17 protein-coding genes are annotated in these 17,400 nt (G+C 71.8%); 14 read left to right on the top strand and 3 right to left on the bottom strand.

Annotated elements, in window-relative coordinates; genetic code table 11:
- Positions 1-133 precede the first annotated feature (133 nt).
- The 8 genes from infC to ACGFJ2_RS06185 all read left to right on the top strand — a co-directional run bounded on the left by infC (position 134) and on the right by ACGFJ2_RS06185 (position 7,762).
- Positions 134-751, top strand: coding sequence for a translation initiation factor IF-3 (gene infC / locus ACGFJ2_RS06150; RefSeq protein WP_357955860.1), 618 nt, complete (start codon positions 134-136; stop codon positions 749-751).
- A 124-nt stretch (positions 752-875) separates the two neighbouring features.
- Positions 876-1,070, top strand: a complete 195-nt coding sequence (gene rpmI / locus ACGFJ2_RS06155) for a 50S ribosomal protein L35 (protein WP_225298242.1) — start codon at positions 876-878, stop codon at positions 1,068-1,070.
- Between the two features lie 23 nt (positions 1,071-1,093).
- Positions 1,094-1,477 (top strand): 50S ribosomal protein L20, encoded by a 384-nt coding sequence (rplT, locus tag ACGFJ2_RS06160; protein WP_219538506.1) that lies wholly within the window; start codon positions 1,094-1,096, stop codon positions 1,475-1,477.
- Between the two features lie 199 nt (positions 1,478-1,676).
- Complete coding sequence (locus tag ACGFJ2_RS06165) at positions 1,677-2,480, top strand: RNA methyltransferase (protein WP_357955526.1); 804 nt, start codon at positions 1,677-1,679, stop codon at positions 2,478-2,480.
- A 50-nt stretch (positions 2,481-2,530) separates the two neighbouring features.
- On the top strand, positions 2,531-3,619 hold the full coding sequence (locus ACGFJ2_RS06170) for a PAS domain-containing sensor histidine kinase (protein WP_357955524.1): 1,089 nt from the start codon (positions 2,531-2,533) through the stop codon (positions 3,617-3,619).
- Positions 3,620-3,788: 169 nt separating this feature from the next.
- Positions 3,789-4,829: a phenylalanine--tRNA ligase subunit alpha gene (gene pheS, locus ACGFJ2_RS06175; RefSeq protein WP_357955858.1), complete on the top strand. Its 1,041-nt coding sequence runs from the start codon at positions 3,789-3,791 to the stop codon at positions 4,827-4,829.
- Complete coding sequence (locus ACGFJ2_RS06180) at positions 4,829-7,384, top strand: phenylalanine--tRNA ligase subunit beta (RefSeq protein WP_393465194.1); 2,556 nt, start codon at positions 4,829-4,831, stop codon at positions 7,382-7,384. Before pheS ends, ACGFJ2_RS06180 begins: the two co-directional genes overlap by 1 nt.
- A 144-nt stretch (positions 7,385-7,528) precedes the next feature.
- Complete coding sequence (locus tag ACGFJ2_RS06185) at positions 7,529-7,762, top strand: hypothetical protein (RefSeq protein WP_357654690.1); 234 nt, start codon at positions 7,529-7,531, stop codon at positions 7,760-7,762.
- A gap of 102 nt (positions 7,763-7,864) precedes the next feature.
- Here the strand turns inward: ACGFJ2_RS06185 and ACGFJ2_RS06190 are convergent, their stop codons facing one another.
- The 3 genes from ACGFJ2_RS06190 to ACGFJ2_RS06200 all read right to left on the bottom strand — a co-directional run bounded on the left by ACGFJ2_RS06190 (position 7,865) and on the right by ACGFJ2_RS06200 (position 10,133).
- A complete protein-coding gene (locus ACGFJ2_RS06190) occupies positions 7,865-9,157 on the bottom strand; it encodes an MFS transporter (protein WP_393465199.1) in 1,293 nt (430 codons plus the stop codon).
- A gap of 176 nt (positions 9,158-9,333) precedes the next feature.
- Positions 9,334-9,693 (bottom strand): nuclear transport factor 2 family protein, encoded by a 360-nt coding sequence (locus ACGFJ2_RS06195; RefSeq protein WP_358187146.1) that lies wholly within the window; start codon positions 9,691-9,693, stop codon positions 9,334-9,336.
- 41 nt (positions 9,694-9,734) lie between these two features.
- Complete coding sequence (locus ACGFJ2_RS06200; RefSeq protein WP_358187142.1) at positions 9,735-10,133, bottom strand: hypothetical protein; 399 nt, start codon at positions 10,131-10,133, stop codon at positions 9,735-9,737.
- A 280-nt stretch (positions 10,134-10,413) separates the two neighbouring features.
- On the opposite strand from ACGFJ2_RS06200, the gene ACGFJ2_RS06205 reads away from it, so the two are divergent.
- From ACGFJ2_RS06205 to ACGFJ2_RS06230, 6 genes are read left to right on the top strand one after another with little or no spacing between them, the layout of a single operon-like run.
- Positions 10,414-10,851 carry an NADH-quinone oxidoreductase subunit B family protein gene (locus tag ACGFJ2_RS06205; protein ID WP_393465203.1) on the top strand — a complete coding sequence of 146 codons (438 nt, stop codon included), beginning with the start codon at positions 10,414-10,416 and terminating at the stop codon, positions 10,849-10,851.
- Positions 10,848-12,830: a proton-conducting transporter membrane subunit gene (locus ACGFJ2_RS06210; RefSeq protein ID WP_393465206.1), complete on the top strand. Its 1,983-nt coding sequence runs from the start codon at positions 10,848-10,850 to the stop codon at positions 12,828-12,830. The genes ACGFJ2_RS06205 and ACGFJ2_RS06210 overlap by 4 nt, the downstream gene beginning before the upstream one ends.
- 5 nt (positions 12,831-12,835) lie before the next feature.
- Complete coding sequence (locus ACGFJ2_RS06215; protein ID WP_393465209.1) at positions 12,836-13,762, top strand: respiratory chain complex I subunit 1 family protein; 927 nt, start codon at positions 12,836-12,838, stop codon at positions 13,760-13,762.
- Between the two features lie 5 nt (positions 13,763-13,767).
- Positions 13,768-14,427: a hypothetical protein gene (locus ACGFJ2_RS06220; RefSeq protein WP_357654682.1), complete on the top strand. Its 660-nt coding sequence runs from the start codon at positions 13,768-13,770 to the stop codon at positions 14,425-14,427.
- A complete protein-coding gene (locus ACGFJ2_RS06225) occupies positions 14,427-15,911 on the top strand; it encodes a proton-conducting transporter membrane subunit (RefSeq protein ID WP_393465213.1) in 1,485 nt (494 codons plus the stop codon). The genes ACGFJ2_RS06220 and ACGFJ2_RS06225 overlap by 1 nt, the downstream gene beginning before the upstream one ends.
- Positions 15,908-17,371, top strand: a complete 1,464-nt coding sequence (locus ACGFJ2_RS06230) for an NADH-quinone oxidoreductase subunit C (protein WP_393465216.1) — start codon at positions 15,908-15,910, stop codon at positions 17,369-17,371. The genes ACGFJ2_RS06225 and ACGFJ2_RS06230 overlap by 4 nt, the downstream gene beginning before the upstream one ends.
- Positions 17,372-17,400 lie beyond the last annotated feature (29 nt).

The following is a 17,400-nucleotide window of genomic DNA, read 5'->3' on the forward strand; positions in this document are numbered from 1 at the left end:
TTACTCCGGGGAGCTTACGGCCACGATGCCAAAGAGCTCAGTGGCCCCGCATGCGCGACGTGCGGGGCTTTTCGCGTTTGCGCGGAGTTCCTCGGCACCGAGCACGTACGGGAACGCAAACCTAGGAGGCCCCATCAGCACTGAGCCCCGCATCAACGAGCGTATCCGAGTTCCCGAGGTTCGCCTCGTGGGCCCGAACGGCGAGCAGGTAGGCATCGTCTCCATTCACGATGCCCTCAAGCTCGCTCAGGAGGCCGACCTCGACCTCGTCGAGGTCGCGGCCACGGCTCGACCGCCCGTGTGCAAGCTCATGGACTACGGCAAATTCAAGTACGAGTCCGCGATGAAGGCGCGCGAGGCGCGCAAGAATCAGGCGCACACGATCATCAAGGAGATCAAGCTCCGGCCGAAGATCGACCCGCACGACTACGAGACCAAGAAGGGTCACGTGGTGCGGTTCCTCAAGGCGGGAGACAAGGTCAAAGTCACGATCATGTTCCGTGGTCGCGAGCAGTCCCGGCCGGAGCTCGGCTTCCGGCTGCTGCAGCGGCTCGCGGACGACGTCCAGGAGTTGGGATTCGTCGAGTCCCACGCCAAGCAGGACGGTCGTAACATGATCATGGTGATCGGTCCGCACAAGAAGAAGGCCGAGGCAAAGGCCGAAAAGGCCGCAGCCAAGGCACAGCGTGGCGGCGAGGAGCCTTCCGAGCTGGAGACTTCCGAGCAGGAAGCTCCCATACAGGAAGCGTGACCCGCGGTTGGGGTTAGCCTTAACAGCACACCCCGACAGCCACCCCGCCAGACGAAGACGCCGCGACCGGGTCGGCCAGCACCGGCCCGGCCACCGGCACGGACGAATTGAGGAGAGACGGCGAATGCCGAAGATGAAGACGCACAGCGGTGCGAAGAAGCGGTTCCGGCTCACCGGCACCGGCAAGGTCGTGCGCCGCCGGGCCAATCGCGCGCACTACAACGAGTGGAAGTCGTCCACGCTGACGCGCCGTCTCAAGAACGAAGTCGTCCTGTCCGACGCTGACTCCAAGAAAATCAAGAAGCTGCTCGCCAAGTAGCGCGACCCCCGGGGAGATAGAACATGGCACGCGTGAAGCGGGCGCTCAACGCCAAGAAGAAGCGCAAGGTCGTCCTCGAGCGGGCTTCCGGTTACCGTGGCCAGCGGTCACGTCTGTACCGCAAGGCCAAGGAGCAGATGCTCCACTCGATGACGTACGCCTATCGGGACCGCAAGGACCGTAAGGGTGCGTTCCGTCGTCTGTGGATCCAGCGGATCAACGCCGCTGCCCGCCAGAACGGCATGACGTACAACCGTCTGATCCAGGGTCTGCGGCTGGCCAACATCGAGGTCGACCGTAAGATCCTCGCTGACCTCGCGGTCAACGACAGCCAGACCTTCGCCACGCTCGTCGAGGCCGCCAAGAAGGCGCTGCCGGCGAACGTGAACGCCCCGGCCGCGAGCTGAGGCGCTTGACAAAGGAGCCCGGCGAGGCTCTAGCCGAGGGCCCACCTGATGGTGGGCCCTTTGCTGTGTGCACAGGGGCCACGACCGCTGCGCGCGTGGGCACGACTGCTGTGTGTACGGGCACGACCGCTGTACGCGCGGGCGCCACGACCGGGCACGCGGCCGGTGCGACCGGCCGTACAGATCATCAGGGGAGAGCATGGCCGGATCCGAGCTGACCAACGTGAAGTCGCCGCGCGTTAAGGCCGCCAGACGGCTCGCCAAGCGCGCCTTCAGGGAGCAGGACCGCAAGTTCCTGGCCGAGGGGCCCCAGGCCGTACGCGAGGCGCTCAAGCTCGAAGGGGTGACGCTGGAGCTGTTCGCCACCGCCGAAGCCGAGCTCCGCCACCCCGAGCTGATCACCGACGCGACGCTCAAGGGCATCCCGATCCACCGGGCCAGCGGCGAGGTCATGGCCGAGCTCTCCCAGACCGTCACCCCGCAGGGGCTGCTGGCCGTCTGCCGGCTGGTGCACGTGCCGCTCGACGAGGCCCTGTCCGGCGACCCGCGCCTGGTCGCGGTCCTGGCGCACGTGCGCGACCCCGGCAACGCGGGCACCGTCATGCGCGCCGCCGACGCCGCGGGCGCCGACTCCGTGATCCTCACCGACGCCTCCGTCGACCCGTACAACGGCAAGTGTGTACGTGCCAGCGCGGGCAGCTTGTTCCACCTGCCCGTCACCATCGGTACTCCGGTAGCAGGGGCCGTGCGTCAACTCAGAGAGCGCGGACTTCGCGTGCTGGCGGCCGACGGCGCGGGCAAGCACACGCTCGACGACGTCGACCTGTCGGGCCCCACCGCGTGGATCTTCGGAAATGAGGCATGGGGTCTGCCCGAGGAGGTTCTCGCCGAAGCCGACGATGTGGTCAGAGTGCCCATCTACGGACAGGCCGAAAGCCTCAACCTGGCCACCGCGGCCGCGGTATGCCTTTACTCCTCCGCCAGGGCTCAGCGAGTGCCCTAGGCGGCTGGAAACCCGCTATTGTCGGCCTTGTAGGCGGAGGAGGCGAGTTCGTGCACGGCGCAGACACCGATGGTCGAGTGGTCGCCTCCGCGTGCACGATAGCCATTGACGATCTTCCAGACGGCCTCATCGTGACCGACAGATTCGGTTGCGTGCTGGCCGTCAACCGGGCCGCCGCGCGGCTCACCGGCGTCACCGTCGAGCGGGCGGTCGGCAGGGACATGAACGAGGTCTTCCCCTTCCGCGACCACGACGGCCGCGAGTGGTGGAAGGCCCTCGACCCCGAGGGCGGCCTGCGCACCCGCAGCAGGGTGCCCGAGCGCCCCATCCACCTGCCCGGCGGGCAGGAGCTCTACGTCGCGGCCCGGCTGTCCCGCGAGCCCGAGAGGTGCGGCGACGTCGACCGGGTGACGATCACCCTGCGTGACGGCGGCGCCCGCGCCCGGCTGGAGCGCAGCCGCGCCGACCTGGTCTCCACGGTCGCCCACGAGCTGCGCTCGCCGCTGACCAGCGTCAAGGGCTTCACCGCGACCCTGCTGGCCAAGTGGACCCGCTTCACCGACGAGCAGAAGCGCGTCATGCTCGAGACCGTCAACAACGACGCCGACCGCGTGACCAGGCTGATCACGGAGCTGCTCGACGTCTCCCGCATCGAGTCGGGCCGGCTGGAGTTGCACCGCCAGGTCGTCGACGTGCCGGCCAGAGCGCGGCGCATCATCGCGGGCCGCGTCGCGGCGGGGGAGGCCGAGGACCGCTTCCGCCTCGTCGTCGGCGACCACCTGCCCGAAATGTGGTTGGACCAGGACAAGGTCGACCAGATCCTCGGTAACCTGATGGAAAACGCGGTGCGCCACGGACGCGGCACCGTCACCATAGACATCGAGTCCGTCGGATGGGGAGTTGCCGTGTCGGTGCGCGACGAGGGCGAGGGCATCGCGCCCGAGCTGGCTCCGCGCGTCTTCCGGCAGTTCTGGCGCGGCAACAGCCGCCGGCGCGGCGGCACCGGGCTCGGCCTGTTCATCGTGAAGGGCCTGGTCGAGGCGCATGGTGGCACGATCACCGTGCAGCGCGCGCCCGAGGGTGGGGCGGAGTTCCGATTTACCGTGCCCACCGGCACACCCGACTTCGCCACGGTGTAGTTAGCCAGGTGCGGTCCGCGCGGCCCGATTACGGGAAGCGGCGGGAGTCGGGCCCGGTGGGCGGATCCCACTAGACTCTGTCACGCTCAAGCCCTGGATACGGAGCTCACTCTTGTCTGACTACGACCCCGTCGAGGTGACACCGTTGCATGCCGACGAGGTGTCCCGCATGGAGGCCGACGCCCTGGCGGCGATCAAGACGGCCGGCGACCTCGACGCACTCAAGCAGGCGCGGCTGGCCCACGCGGGCGACCGCTCGCCCATCGCGCTGGCCAACCGCGAGATCGGCGCTCTGCCGCCCGCGGCCCGCGCCGAGGCCGGCAAGCGCGTCGGCGGCGCCCGCAAGGCGATCAACGAGGCGCTCGCCGCCCGGCAGGCCGAGCTGGAGGCCGAGCGCGACGCCCGGGTGCTCGTCGAGGAGGCCGTCGACGTCACCCTGCCGTGGGACCGGCAGCCGCGCGGCGCCCGCCACCCGCTGACCACCATGCAGGAGCGCATCGCCGACACCTTCGTCGCGATGGGCTACGAGGTGGCCGAGGGCCCCGAGCTCGAAGGTGAGTGGTTCAACTTCGACGCCCTCAACATCGCCAAGGACCACCCGGCCCGCTCCGACCACGACACGTTCTTCGTGGAGTCCACCGAGTCGGGCATGGTGCTGCGCACCCAGACCTCCCCGGTGCAGATCCGCGCGCTGCTGCAGCGGGGCGCGCCGTGCTACGTCATCTCGCCGGGCAAGGTGTTCCGCACCGACGAGCTCGACGCCACCCACACCCCCGTCTTCCACCAGGTCGAGGGCCTGGCGATCGACGAGGGGCTGACGATGGCCCACCTCAAGGGCACGCTCGACCGGTTCGCCGAGGTCATGTTCGGCGAGGGCATCACCACCAGGTTCCGGCCCAACTACTTCCCGTTCACCGAGCCGTCGGCCGAGATGGACCTCAAGTGCTTCGTCTGCCGCGGCGCCTCGGCGATCCCCGGCAACCCGCCGTGCCGCACCTGCAAGTCCGAGGGCTGGATCGAGTGGGGCGGCTGCGGCATGGTCAACCCGCGCGTGCTGATCGCCTGCGGCGTCGACCCGTCGAGATACTCGGGTTTCGCGTTCGGCATGGGCATCGAACGCACGCTGATGTTCCGCCACAACGCTGAGGACATGCGCGACATGGTCGAGGGAGACGTGCGCTTCACGCTTCCGTTCGGATTGGAGATCTGATGAAGGTCCCGCTCTCCTGGCTGCGGGAGCACGCCGATCTCCCGGCGGTCACCGCACAAGAGGTGGCCGACAAGCTCACCGCGGCCGGGCTCAAGCTCGAGTCGATCACCTCCCACGGCCACGACGTGAAGAACGTCGTGGTCGGCGAGGTGCTCGAGATCGAGGAGCTGACCGGTTTCAAGAAGCCGATCAGGCACTGCAAGGTCGAGGTCGGCGAGGCGATGCCGCGCGAGATCGTCTGCGGCGCCACCAACTTCGCCGTCGGTGACCGCGTGCCGGTCGTGCTGCCGGGCGGCGTGCTGCCCGGCGGCTTCGAGGTCGGCGCGCGCAAGACCTACGGGCGGCTGTCCGAGGGCATGATCTGCTCCGAGCGCGAGCTCGGTCTCGGCGACGACCACGGCGGCATCATGGTCCTGCCCGCCGGCACCCCGATCGGCGCCGACGTGGTCGAGCTGCTCGGGCTCCGCGACGACGTGATCGAGCTGGAGATCACCCCCGACATCGGTTACGCGCTGTCGGTCAGAGGCGTGGCGCGCGAGGCCGCGACCGCCTTCGACGTGGCCTTCCACGACCCCGCCGACGTCGAGCTGCCCGCCGCCGACGAGCAGGCGTGGCCCGCCTCGATCGGTGACCCGACCGCCTGCGACAGGTTCGTGCTGCGCGAGGTCACCGGCTTCGACCCGGCCGCCCAGAGCCCGCTCTGGATGCGCGTACGCCTGACGCGGGCCGGCATGCGGCCGGTGTCGCTGGCCGTCGACATCACCAACTACCTGATGCTGGAGCTCGGCCAGCCGCTGCACGCCTTCGACCGGGCCAAGCTCACCGGCGAGATCGTCGTACGCCGGGCCGGGCAGGGCGAGCGGCTCGAAACACTCGACCACGTCACCCGCGAGCTCGACCCCGACGACATCCTGATCACCGACCAGTCGGGCCCGATCTCGATGGCGGGCACGATGGGCGGACTGGAGACCGAGATCTCCGGCGAGTCGACCGACATCGTCATCGAGGCCGCGCACTTCTCGGCGACCGGCATCTCCCGGGAGTCGCGCAGGCACAACCTCGTGTCCGAGGCGTCCAAGCGGTTCGAGCGCGGCGTCGACCGTGAGCTGCCGCTGGTGGCCTCGTGGCGGGCGGTGAGCCTGCTGGCCGAGCTGGGCGGCGCCACCGTACGGCCGGGTCTGACGCACGCCGAGGTCGACGTCGAGCCGGCGCGCATCGCCATTCCGGCGAGCCACCCGGGCGACGTGGCCGGCGTGCCCTACTCCAAGGAGACCGTCGTACGCCGCCTGGAGCAGGTCGGCTGCGTCGTGACCGATGGCGACGACCCGGCCGTGCGCAGGGGCGGCGTCGACCCGACCGGGGTCGTGACCGGCGGCGAGCTGGCGGCCAAGCTGGCCGTCACCGGCGACGACATGCTCACGGTCACCCCGCCGTCCTGGCGGCCGGACCTCACCGACCCCAACGACCTGGCCGAAGAGGTCATCCGCCTCGAAGGCTACGAGCGGCTGCCCTCCGTGCTGCCCAAGGCTCCGGCCGGCGCCGGGCTGACCGAGGGGCAGCGGCTGCGCAGGCGGGTCGGCCGGACCCTGGCCGCCGCCGGTTACGTCGAGGTGCTCGCCTACCCGTTCATCAGCGAGGGCGACTTCGACGCGCTGCAACTGCCCGCCGACGACGCGCGCCGCCGCGCTCTGCGGCTGGCCAACCCGCTGGCCGAGGACGAGCCGCTGCTGCGCACGACGCTGCTGCCGGGGCTGCTCAAGACCCTGGTACGCAACGCCGGGCGGGGCTTCTCCGACGTGGCCCTGTTCGAGTCGGGGCTGGTCTACCGGCCGCGCGAGGGAGCGCCGGACACCGCGCCGGTGCTGGGTGTCGAGCGCCGGCCCAGCGACGACGAGCTGGCCTCGATCGCCACGGCTCTGCCCGACCAGCCGCACCGGGTCGCGGTCGTGCTGGCCGGCGAGTTCGAGCGGTCCGGCTGGTGGGGCCAGGGCCGCCAGGAGTGCTGGGCAGACGCCGTACAAGCGGCCCGGCTGGTGGCGGCCGAGGCGGGAGTCGAGCTGTCGGTCATCGCCGACCAGCACGAACCGTGGCACCCCGGCAGGTGCGCCGCCCTCTACGTCGGCGACACGCTCGTCGGCCACGCCGGCGAGCTGCACCCGCGCGTCGCCGAGGCCTACGGACTGCCGCCGCGCACCTCGGCGATGGAGCTGGAACTGTCCAAGCTGGACTCGGCCATGCCGGGCCCGGTCGACGCGCCGGCCGTCTCGTCCTACCCGGTCGCGACCCAGGACGTGGCGCTGATCGTGCCCGACTTCACGCCGGTCGCCGACGTGGAGGCGGCGCTGCGTGACGGGGCGGGCGAGCTGCTGGAGTCGATCCGGCTGTTCGACGTCTACGCGGGGGAGCAGGTGGGGGAGGGCAACAAGTCGCTCGCCTACACCCTGCGCTTCCGCGCGGCCGACCGGACGCTGACGGTGGAGGAGACGACGGCGGCTCGTGACGCCGCCGTGGCCATGGCCGCCGACCGCGTCGGCGCCCAGCTCCGCAGCGCCTGACCGTCCAGTCGCCACGAGGTCCGGTACGGTCCGCCGTACCGGACCTCACGCATGAGTCCCCCAAACAGACTCGCGCATGAGTCCGGTGTACGCGACCTCGCGCAGGAGCCCGGCGTATCGGGCCGCACGCATGAAAGGCCGGAGATGAGGCATCTGCTGGTGTTCGCCGAGCGTGACGACGCCGAGGAGGTGGCGGAGGCGCTGGGCGAGCGGTTCCCCGCGCTGGGGACACCCCAGGTGGTGCGGGAGACGCTCGCCGGAGAGGACGACGCCGAGGACGCGCAGTGGCTGGTCGTTCTGGAAGGGCTCGACGAGGGCGGCCTGCCGGAGGTCGACGCCCTCGTGGAAGACCACGACGGCTGGCGCGAGCCGGGCTGACCACAGCGTGCCTCAAGGCGGTGGAGCGGGCCGGCCGCAGACAGCGGCTCCAGGCGGTGCGGCGGGCCGGCCACAGCCGTGGCTCCAGGCGGGCAGCCGCGCCTAGGCGGTGAGGCGGCTCTCTCGGCGGGCCTTCTCGGTCAGCGCGTGCTCGTCGGTGCGTGAGTCGTACCCGCGGAACTTCGGCAGCACCGCCGCCAGCCCGGCCACCGCCGCGACGCACAGCACGCCGCCCGCGCCCAGGGAGAACCGGGCGCCGCCCCACTGCGCCATCAGCCCGGCCCGGGCGTTGCCGAGCATCGGTCCACTGGCGTACGACAGCAGCTCGATGCCGGCCAATCTGCCCCGCAGCTCGTTGGGGATCGTCTGGTTCCACATCGTCATGCGGAAGATGCCGCTGATCATGTCGGCCGCCCCCGCCAGCGCGAGGCAGAGGAAGATCGCCCAGACGTTCGGGATCACCGCCGCCAGTGCCATCGCGGCACCCCAGAGCGTCGCGGCGATGATCACGCCCATGCCCTGGCGGTGGACGCGCGCCGTCCAGCCGCCGGTGAGCGAGGCCACGAGGGAGCCCACCGCACCCGCCGAATAGAGCAGCCCGAGCGCCTGAGGCGCGCCGAGCTGATCGGCCAGGAACGGGAACAGCGCCGTCGACATCGCGAACAGCATGGCGGCGATGTCGACCAGGTAGGTGCCGACCAGGTCTTTCCGCCCGGCCGCGTAGCGCACACCCTCCACCAGCGAACTCAGCGACGCGGGCGCGGCGTCCTCGGCGGGCGGCACGGCCTTGATCCGCCACAGCAGTATCAGGGAAAGGACGAAGCTCACCGTGTCGAGGCCGTAGGCGACGGCCGTGCCGAACGCCGACACCAGCAGCCCACCGAGCGCCGGGGCGACGATCGCGCCGAGGTTCCAGCGCAGGTTGGCCAGCACCGCGGCCGCGGCGAGCTGGTCGTGCCTGACCACCTGCGGGATCAGCGCCTCCAGACTGGGCCGCTGCAGGCAGCCCACGCCCATCGCCAGGGCGCCGACCACATAGAGCACCCAGACCTGCGGGTGGGGGAGCAGCGAGTTGACCATGAGCAGCCCCGAGGTCACCATCAGCCCCAGCTCGCTGAGCAGGATGACCGTGCGCCGGTCGAGCGCGTCGGCGATGGCGCCGCCCCACAGCCCGCACACCACCATCGGCACGAACTCGGCCAGGCTCACCAGACCGACCGCCACGTAGGAGCCGGTGAGCTCCTTCATCTGGTACGGCACCGCGACCATGGTGATGAACGTGCCGAACATCGTGATGACACCGGATGCCATGAGCAGCCGATAGTCACGCGAGTCGCGCAGCGGGCCCAGGTCGGGTGCCAGCCCGCGGAGCAGGCGTTTCAGTTGATCGGCCACGAGATCTGATTCTGCGTCGCGGCCCTCGGCATGGGCAAACGGTTTATGCCATGGCCCATGGCATGGGCAAGCGGTTCATGCCGTGGCCCATGGCACGGGCAAGCTCCGGCACAAGGCCGGGCCCCCGGAGAGTCTCCAGGGGCCCGGCGAAGCGATGTCGCCTGGTGAAGCAGTCTTCAGGCGGCGGGCACCTTGTCCAGGAAGCCCAGGACCCTGGCGATCCGGCCGTCCGCGGCCAACTGCACCACGTCGAACCCGACCACCACCGGCTCCTCACCCGCCGGGCCCAGGTGCCAGGTGAACCGGGCGATGTCGTGGTGGGCGTCGTACACCTCACCGGGGCTGAACACGAAGCCCGGGAACATGCCCTGCGCGCCCTCGATCAGCGCGGCGAGCCCGGCGTGCCCCGAGACCTCGGCCAGCGGATCGGTGTAGGTCGCGTCCTCGGTCCAGACCTCGGCCACGGCCTTGGCGCGGGCGTCGGCGTCGGTCTCGTTCCAGGCGGCGATGTAGCGGTCGACCAGTTCGTTGCTCATGATCTTTCTACCTTTCGGGTGTTATTGAGAGGAGGAGGGGGTCAGCGGAGCCGGCGGAGGCCCATGATCTGCAGCTCGGCGAAGACGCCGACCACGAGAGCCTGGCCGATCGCCCACACCGCGCCGGGCGTGGTGAACTCCGTCATCCCGGTGACCACGGCGGCCACGCTGCCCACGGTCCAGACGGCGTTGAGCGCGATCACGGCCTTGGTCGCCGCCGGGCTGATCACGTGGCGGCTCGCCAGCAGGCCGACCGCGGCGCCGTACGCGAGAAGGAAGACGCCGATCGCCCTGAGCAGGCCCGCGTCCGGGCCGAGCAGGTCGCTCGCGGGGCCGGCGGCGGCGAGGTAGACGAGCCCGTTGACACCGGTGACGACGGCGTCGGAGGCCAGCGCCAGGCGCAGGAACCTGGCCCGGTCGGTCAGAGTGAGGGCGGTCATTTCGGCGCTCCCTTCGAGCGGTTCGTTCGGACATGAGAACCATGTCAGCGGGGGTGCGGGCGCCGCGATTACGCCAGAGGTAATGCGCGCGCTTATCTCCGGCTCCACCTGGGCCGCGGCTCTCAAAAGACTGTCCCGAGGGAGATCTTTAGCGGTGCGCACTCCGAGCCGCCCGCGTGCGCGGCATAGTGGTCAGCCCGGCGCGGGACGGTGTTCTCCCAGGTCGGGGCGATGGGGGGTCGCAGTGGGTCTGTGGGGAAAAATCCGGAAGACGGGGCGGATGGCCGAGCCACCGCTGGAACGCGGGAAAGATCGCGAAACGTCCGAGCTGTCGGGATCGGTGCAGATCCGCCACGTGGACGCGGGCTCGTGCAACGGCTGCGAGGTGGAGATCGCCTCGGTGTTCGGGCCGGTCTACGACGCGGAGCGCTATGGCGCCCGCCTGGTCGCCTCACCGCGGCACGCCGACGCGCTGCTGGTCACCGGGCCGGTCACGCGCAACATGGAGATGGCGCTGCGCCGCACCTACGAGGCCGTGCCGGAGCCGCGCATGGTGATCGCGCTGGGCGACTGCGCGCGTGACTGCGGGGTGTTCGCGGGCGCGTACGGCGTCGTGGGGGCGGTGGGTGACGTGGTCCCGGTCGACATCGAGGTGACCGGGTGCCCGCCGCCGCCCGAGGCGATCATCGAGGCGCTGCGCGGGATGACCGGGCGATGATCCTCTACGCGTGCGCCCTGGGCCTCTGCCTGGCCGCCGCCCTCCTCGCCCTGCCGCGCCCACGCGCGATCACCGTCGCGGCGGAAGCGATCACCGCGCTGGCCGGCGTGGTGGCGGCCGTGGCGGGGGTGCGGGCGACGCTCGGCCACGGCTGGTCGGCCTGGCTGCCCGACCTGCTGCCTCTGAGCGGCCTGCGCCTGGCGCTCGACCCGCTCGGCGGCCTGTTCACCGCCATCACGGGCGCGGTTACGGTGTGCGCGGCGATCCACGGCATCGGCTCCGGCGCGGCCAGACCGACGCGGGCGGTCATGCCGCTGTTCGTGGCCGCGCTGCTGCTGGTGCCGGCGGCTGACAGCGTGAGCACGTTCCTGTTCGGCTGGGAGCTGATGGCGATGACCTCGCTCCTGCTCGTGGCGGCCGAGCACCGCGACCGGCCGTCGGTCAGGAAGGCCGCGCTCTGGTACGCCGTCATGACCCACCTCGGCCTGGTGACGATCATGTGCGGCCTCTGCTACCTGGCGGCCGGAGCCACGGGCGACGGCTTCGACCAGCTGCGCGCCGCCGAGCTGTCGCCCGTCGCCAAGGACGTGATCTTCCTGACCACCCTGGCCGGGTTCGCGGCCAAGGCCGGGATCGTGCCGCTGCACGTGTGGCTGCCCAGGGCCTACCCGGCCGCGCCCGGTCACGTGTCGCCGCTGATGAGCGGCGCCATGGTCAACATGGGCGTCTACGGCGTGGTCAGGGTCGGCCTCGACCTGCTGCGCGGCGGCCCCGTCTGGTGGTGGTGGATCGTCCTGGCGCTCGGCGCCCTCTCGGCGCTGTACGGAGTGCTCCACGCGGCCATGGCCACCGACCTGAAGCGGCTGCTCGGCTACTCCTCCACCGAGAACATGGGCCTGGTGCTCATCGGCGTCGGCGCGGCCGGCTTTTTCGCGGCCGACGGCGCCGGCCCGCTGGCCGCCCTCGCCCTCACCGCGGCCCTGCTGCACGTCGTCAACCACGCCGCGTTCAAGACGCTGCTGTTCCAGGCGGCCGGCTCGGTCCATCGGGCCACGGGCACCAGGGATCTCGACGCGCTCGGCGGCCTGCGCACCCGCATGCCGTACACCACGGCCCTGTTCGCCGTCGGCGCCCTGTGCGCGTCGGCGCTGCCGCCCGGCAACGGCTTCGTCAGCGAATGGCTGCTGCTGCAGAGCCTCATCCACGCGCTGCCCGCCTCGGGGGTGGCGGGCGCGGTCACGATGCCGCTGGCCGTGGGCGCCATCGCGCTGACGGCGGGGCTGGCGGTGGCCACGTTCGTGAAGGCGTTCGGCGTCGGGTTCCTGGCCCGGCCGCGCAGCCCGGGCGCCGAACGGGCGGTGGAGAGCCCGCGTACGGCGATCTGCGGGACGGCGCTGGCGGCGGCGGCCTGCCTGCTGCTCGCCCTCGACCCCGCGCTGGTCCTGCCCGCGCTCACCGAGGCCGTCACGGGGGTGATCCCCGCGAGCCGGCCGGTCACCGGGGAGGTGACGCTCCGGCTGAGCGCGATCACCGGCTCGATCTCGCCGGTCCTCATCGCGCTGGCGCTGGCCGGGGCCGTGACGGCGGTGCTGTCGCTGGTCCGCGCGGTGGCCGCCCGGCGCCCACGCCGGCCGGCCCGTCTGTGGGACTGCGGCGCGGGACCGGTCTCGGCCCGCATGGAGTACACCGCCACCTCCTTCGCCGAACCGCTGCAACGAGTCTTCGTCGACGCCCTGCAACCGGAGAGCGCCATTGATGTGACGGCCGTCAAAGAGTCGGCCTACCTGGTCCAGCGGGTACGGTTCCGGGCCAGGGTGCCCGACCGGGTCGAACGGCGGCTGTACGAGCCGGTACTGGCCGCCGCCGTCAGGCTCGGCGCGCGGGCGCGGCGGCTGGCCGACGGCAGCGTCCACCGCTACCTGTCCTACGGCTTCTACGCGCTGACCGGCGTGCTGATCGTGCTGGCGGTGATCTCGTGATCGCCATGGTGCTGCAAGTACTCGTGGTGGCCGCCGGAGCGCCGCTGCTGGCCGGTCTGATGCGCCAGGTCAGGGCCCGCCTGGAGGGGCGCGCGGGCGCCGGGGTGCGGCAGCCGTGGCGCGACCTGCGCAAGCTGGCCCGCAAGGAGCCCATCGCCCCGCACGGCACCGGCTACCTGTTCAGGGCGGCGCCGCCGCTGCTGGCCGGAACCACGCTGGTGGTCGCGGCGGCGGTGCCGCTGGTCACCGCCGCCTCGCCGCTCGACGGCGTCGCCGACCTGTTCGCGGTCGCCGCGCTGCTCGCGCTCGGCTCGGTGGCGCTGGCGCTGGGCGGGCTCGACACGGGCACCGCGTTCGGCGGGATGGGCGCCAGCCGGGAGATGACCGTGCTCGCCCTGGTCGAGCCGACGATCCTGCTGGCCGTCTTCGCGCTGTCGATCCGCGTGGGCACCACCGACCTCGGCGCGATCGTCACCGAGACCGCGAGCAGCCCGCTGTCGGTCATCTCCCCGGTGAGCCTGCTGGCCGCCGTCGCGCTCGCGGTGGTCACGATCGCCGAGTCGGGCCGGATCCCGGTGGACAACCCGTCGACCCACCTGGAGCTGACGATGATCCACGAGGCGATGATCCTGGAGTACGCCGGCCCCGACTTGGCGCTCATCGAGTGGGCCTCGGCAATGCGGCTCACGGTCATGCTCGGGCTGTTCGCCGCGCTGTTCGCGCCGGTCGGCATCGCCACCGCGGGCGCCGGGCCGATCATGCTGCTGGTCGCCGTGGTGGCGTTCGCCCTGAAGGTGGCGCTGTTGGGCGGCACGCTGGCGGCCGGTGAGGTGTTCATGGCCAAGCTGCGCCTGTTCCGCATCCCCGAGCTGCTGGCCGGCTCGTTCCTGATGGCCCTGCTGGCGGTCGCCGCCTCCTTCTTCCTGGCGTGAGTGAGATGACTGATCCCGTGTACGTGCAGGCGCTCGACCTGGCCTGCGGCGCCTTCCTGCTGACGGGGGTGCTGGTCCTGTGGCGGCGCGACCTGGCCGCGATCATCTGGCTGTTCGGGCTGCAGGGGGTGGCGCTGGGCGCCCTGATCGCGGTCAGGGGGCTGCACGAGGCCGACGTCGAGCTGACCGTGCTCGGGCTCGGGGTGGGGCTGCTGCGCGCGGTGCTCCTGCCCTACCTCATGCGGCGCGCGCTGGCGGCCGGCGAGGAGGGGCGCGAGGCCCGGCCGCACGTCAGCGTCGCCGCGTCGCTGCTGGTCACGGCCGTCCTGACGATGCTCGCGTACGCGGTCTCCCAGCCCCTCGTACGCCTGGCGCCCACGCCCGCCACCCAGGCCGTGCCGATCGCGCTGACCGTGCTGCTGGTGGGCTTCTTCGTCCTCGTCACCAGGAGGCGGGCGCTGTCGCAGGTGGTCGGGTTCCTGTTGATGGACAACGCCATCACCGCCGCCGCGTTCCTCACCACCACCGGGGTGCCGCTGGTGGTGGAGCTGGGCGTCTCCCTCGACGTGCTGCTGGCCGTACTGGCGCTGCAGGTTCTGACCACCCGGATGCGGGCCGCGTTCGGCGGCACCGACCTCGACGAGCTACGGGAGCTGCACGACTGATGGTGATCGTCCCGGTGGCGCTGCCGCTCGCGGCCGCCTGTCTGTATGCCGTGTTCGGCTGGAATCGCGTGACGGAGTGGCTCGGCGCCCTGTCCGCGGGCGGGCTGCTCGGCGCCGCCGTCCTGCTCGCGCGGGCCGGTGAGGGGAGCGGGCTGTGGGGGTTGCTGCGGGTGGACGCGCTCAGCGCGTACATGCTGATCGTGATCGGCGTCGTGGCGCTGCTGGCGATGCTGGCCAGCCCCGGCTACCTGCGGGCCGAGGCGGCCGCCGGCCATACGGAGCCGCGGGCCGCCCGTAGCTACGGGATCTTCACCCAGTGCTTCGTCGCGGCGATGGCGACGGCCGTGCTGGCCGCGAGCCTCGGGATGCTCTGGGTGGCGGTCGAGGCGACCACGATCCTGACCGCGTTCCTGGTCGGGCAGCGCCGCACCAGGAAGGCCACCGAGGCGGCCTGGAAGTACGTGGTGATCTGCTCGGTCGGCATCGCGCTCGCGCTGCTCGGCCTGGTGATGGTGCACTACGCGGCCGTACACGCCGGGTTGTCCTCGCGCGAAGGGCTCGACTGGGTCTCGCTCGCCGGGCACGCCGGGCGGCTGGACCCGGGGGTGACGCGGATCGCGGTGGTGCTGCTCGTACTCGGCTTCGGCGCCAAGGCCGGGCTCGCGCCGCTGCACGCCTGGCTGCCAGACGCCCACAGCCAGGCGCCCGCGCCGGTGTCGGCGCTGATGTCCGGGGTGCTGCTGTCGGTGGCGTTCTACGCGATCCTGCGGGTCAAGGTGGTCTCCGACGTGGCGCTCGGGGCGGGGTTCTGCCGGATGCTGCTGATCGTGGTGGCGCTGGCGTCGCTGGCCGTGGCGGCGGCGCTGCTGATCGGGCAGCGCGACTTCAAGCGGATGCTGGCCTATTCGAGCATCGAGCACATGGGGCTGATGGCGCTCGGCGCGGCCATCGGCAACGGGCTGGCGCTGGGCGCGGTGTTGCTGCACATCCTCGGGCACGGGCTGGGCAAGTCGGTGCTGTTCATCGGCTCGGGACGGATCCAGCAGGCGGCCGGGAGCAGCAGCGTCGACGCGGTGCGCGGGCTCGGCGGGCGGGCGCCAGGGCTGGCCGCGGCCTTCGGGCTCGGGCTGCTGGCGCTGCTGGGGTTGCCGCCGTTCAGCCTGTTCGCCAGTGAGCTGGGGATCGTGCGGGCGGGGTTCGCGGCCGGGCTCGGCTGGGCGGTGGCGCCCGCGCTGGTGCTCATGCTGGTGATCGTCGCCGGGGTGGGCAGGGTGGCGGGCCGCATGCTGCTCGGCACCGCGCCACCGGGCTTGGAGGAGGGGTCTGGCGGGCGGTCGCGTGGCGCGGGTGTGGCGCTGGTCGTCGGGCTGGTGGCGTGCGCGGTGCTCGGAGTGACGCTGGGGCCGCTCCGGCCGCTCCTGGAGTCCGCCGTGACCATCGCGACCGCCGGACCGCCGCTGAGCGCCATGGGAGGTGCACGATGACGGCCACGCTCCCGCTGGTCGCCGAGATCGGGCCAGGCGAGCTCGCCGGGTGCGCCGCCGAGCTGCTGGCTCTGGGACACCGCGTCGCGCTCGTGGCCGCGCACGCCGAGGACGACGGCTTCCGGCTGGTCTACCTGTTCACCGCCGCCCGTCCGGCGAGGCGGGCCGAGCTCCACGTACGCCTGACCGAACCCGCCGTACCCAGCCTGGCCACCCTCTCCTTCCCGGCCGGGCGCTTCGAGCGGGAGATCCGCGACCTGTACGGCATCACCCCCGAAGACCACCCGCTGCCCAGCCGCCTGGTCCGCCACCACCACTGGCCCAGAGGCTGGTACCCGATGCTCCCCGACGCGGGCCCGCCCCCGTCGTTCGGCGACCCCGAGGGCCCGTACCCGTTCGGCGACGTGGAGGGCGACGGCGTCTACGAGATCCCGGTCGGCCCCGTGCACGCGGGCTGCATCGAGCCGGGCCACTTCCGCTTCTCGGTGGTCGGCGAGACGATACTCAAGCTGAAGGCCCGCCTGTGGTTCGTGCACAAGGGGCTTGAGCAGCTCTTCGAGGGCCGCCGGCCGGAAGACGGGCTGGCCCTGGCCGAGCGGGTCAGCGGCGACACCTCGGTCGGCCACGCCCTGGCCTACTGCCTGGCCGTCGAGGAGGCCACCGGCACGGCCGTCGACCCCGACTCGCAGCGCGCCAGAGCCGTGCTGCTGGAGCTCGAACGCCTCTACAACCACGTCACCGACCTGGGCGCGCTCTGCAACGACGTCGCCCACAGCGTGCTGCAGGCCCATTGCGGCACCGTCCGCGAGCAGCTGCTGCGCGTCAACGCCGAGGTCACCGGCCACCGCCTGCTGCGCGGCGCGATCCGGCTCGGCGGCGCCGAACCGCTGGCCCTGCCCGACACCGCCAGGCTCGCGGCGCTCGGCGCCGAGGTGGCCGAGATCGTCGGGCTCGCGCTCGGCCACGGCGTGGTGTCGGACCGCTTCACCGGCACCGCCGTGCTCACCGAGCGGGCCGCCGCGGACCTGGGCACGCTCGGCTACGTGGCCAGGGCCAGCGGGCTGGACGTCGACGCCCGCCGCGACCATCCGTTCATCGACCTGGGGTCGTTCCCGGTGGCGGTGCGGGCCGGGGGAGACGTGCTGGCCCGCTTCCAGGTCAGGGCCGACGAGATCGCCGCCTCGATCGGGCTGATCGAGAGGCTGGCGCACACCTCGGGTGACTGGAGCCTGCCGGACGGCCGGCGCGGCTCGGGCGTGGGCATCGTCGAGGGCTGGCGGGGCACGATCGTCCACCGCGTCGAGCTGGGCGCGGACGGCCGGCTGGCCAGAGTGAAGATCGCCGATCCGTCGTTCTTCAACTGGCCCGCCCTGCCGGTCGCGCTGGGCGGGGCGATCGTGCCCGACTTCCCGCTGGTCAACAAGAGCTTCAACCTGTCCTACGCGGGAAACGATCTCTAGCCGCCCAGCACTTCACGGCCCCTAGCCGC

It is taken from the genome of Nonomuraea sp. NPDC049028, assembly GCF_043197735.1.
Classification (GTDB): Bacteria; Actinomycetota; Actinomycetes; order Streptosporangiales; family Streptosporangiaceae; genus Nonomuraea.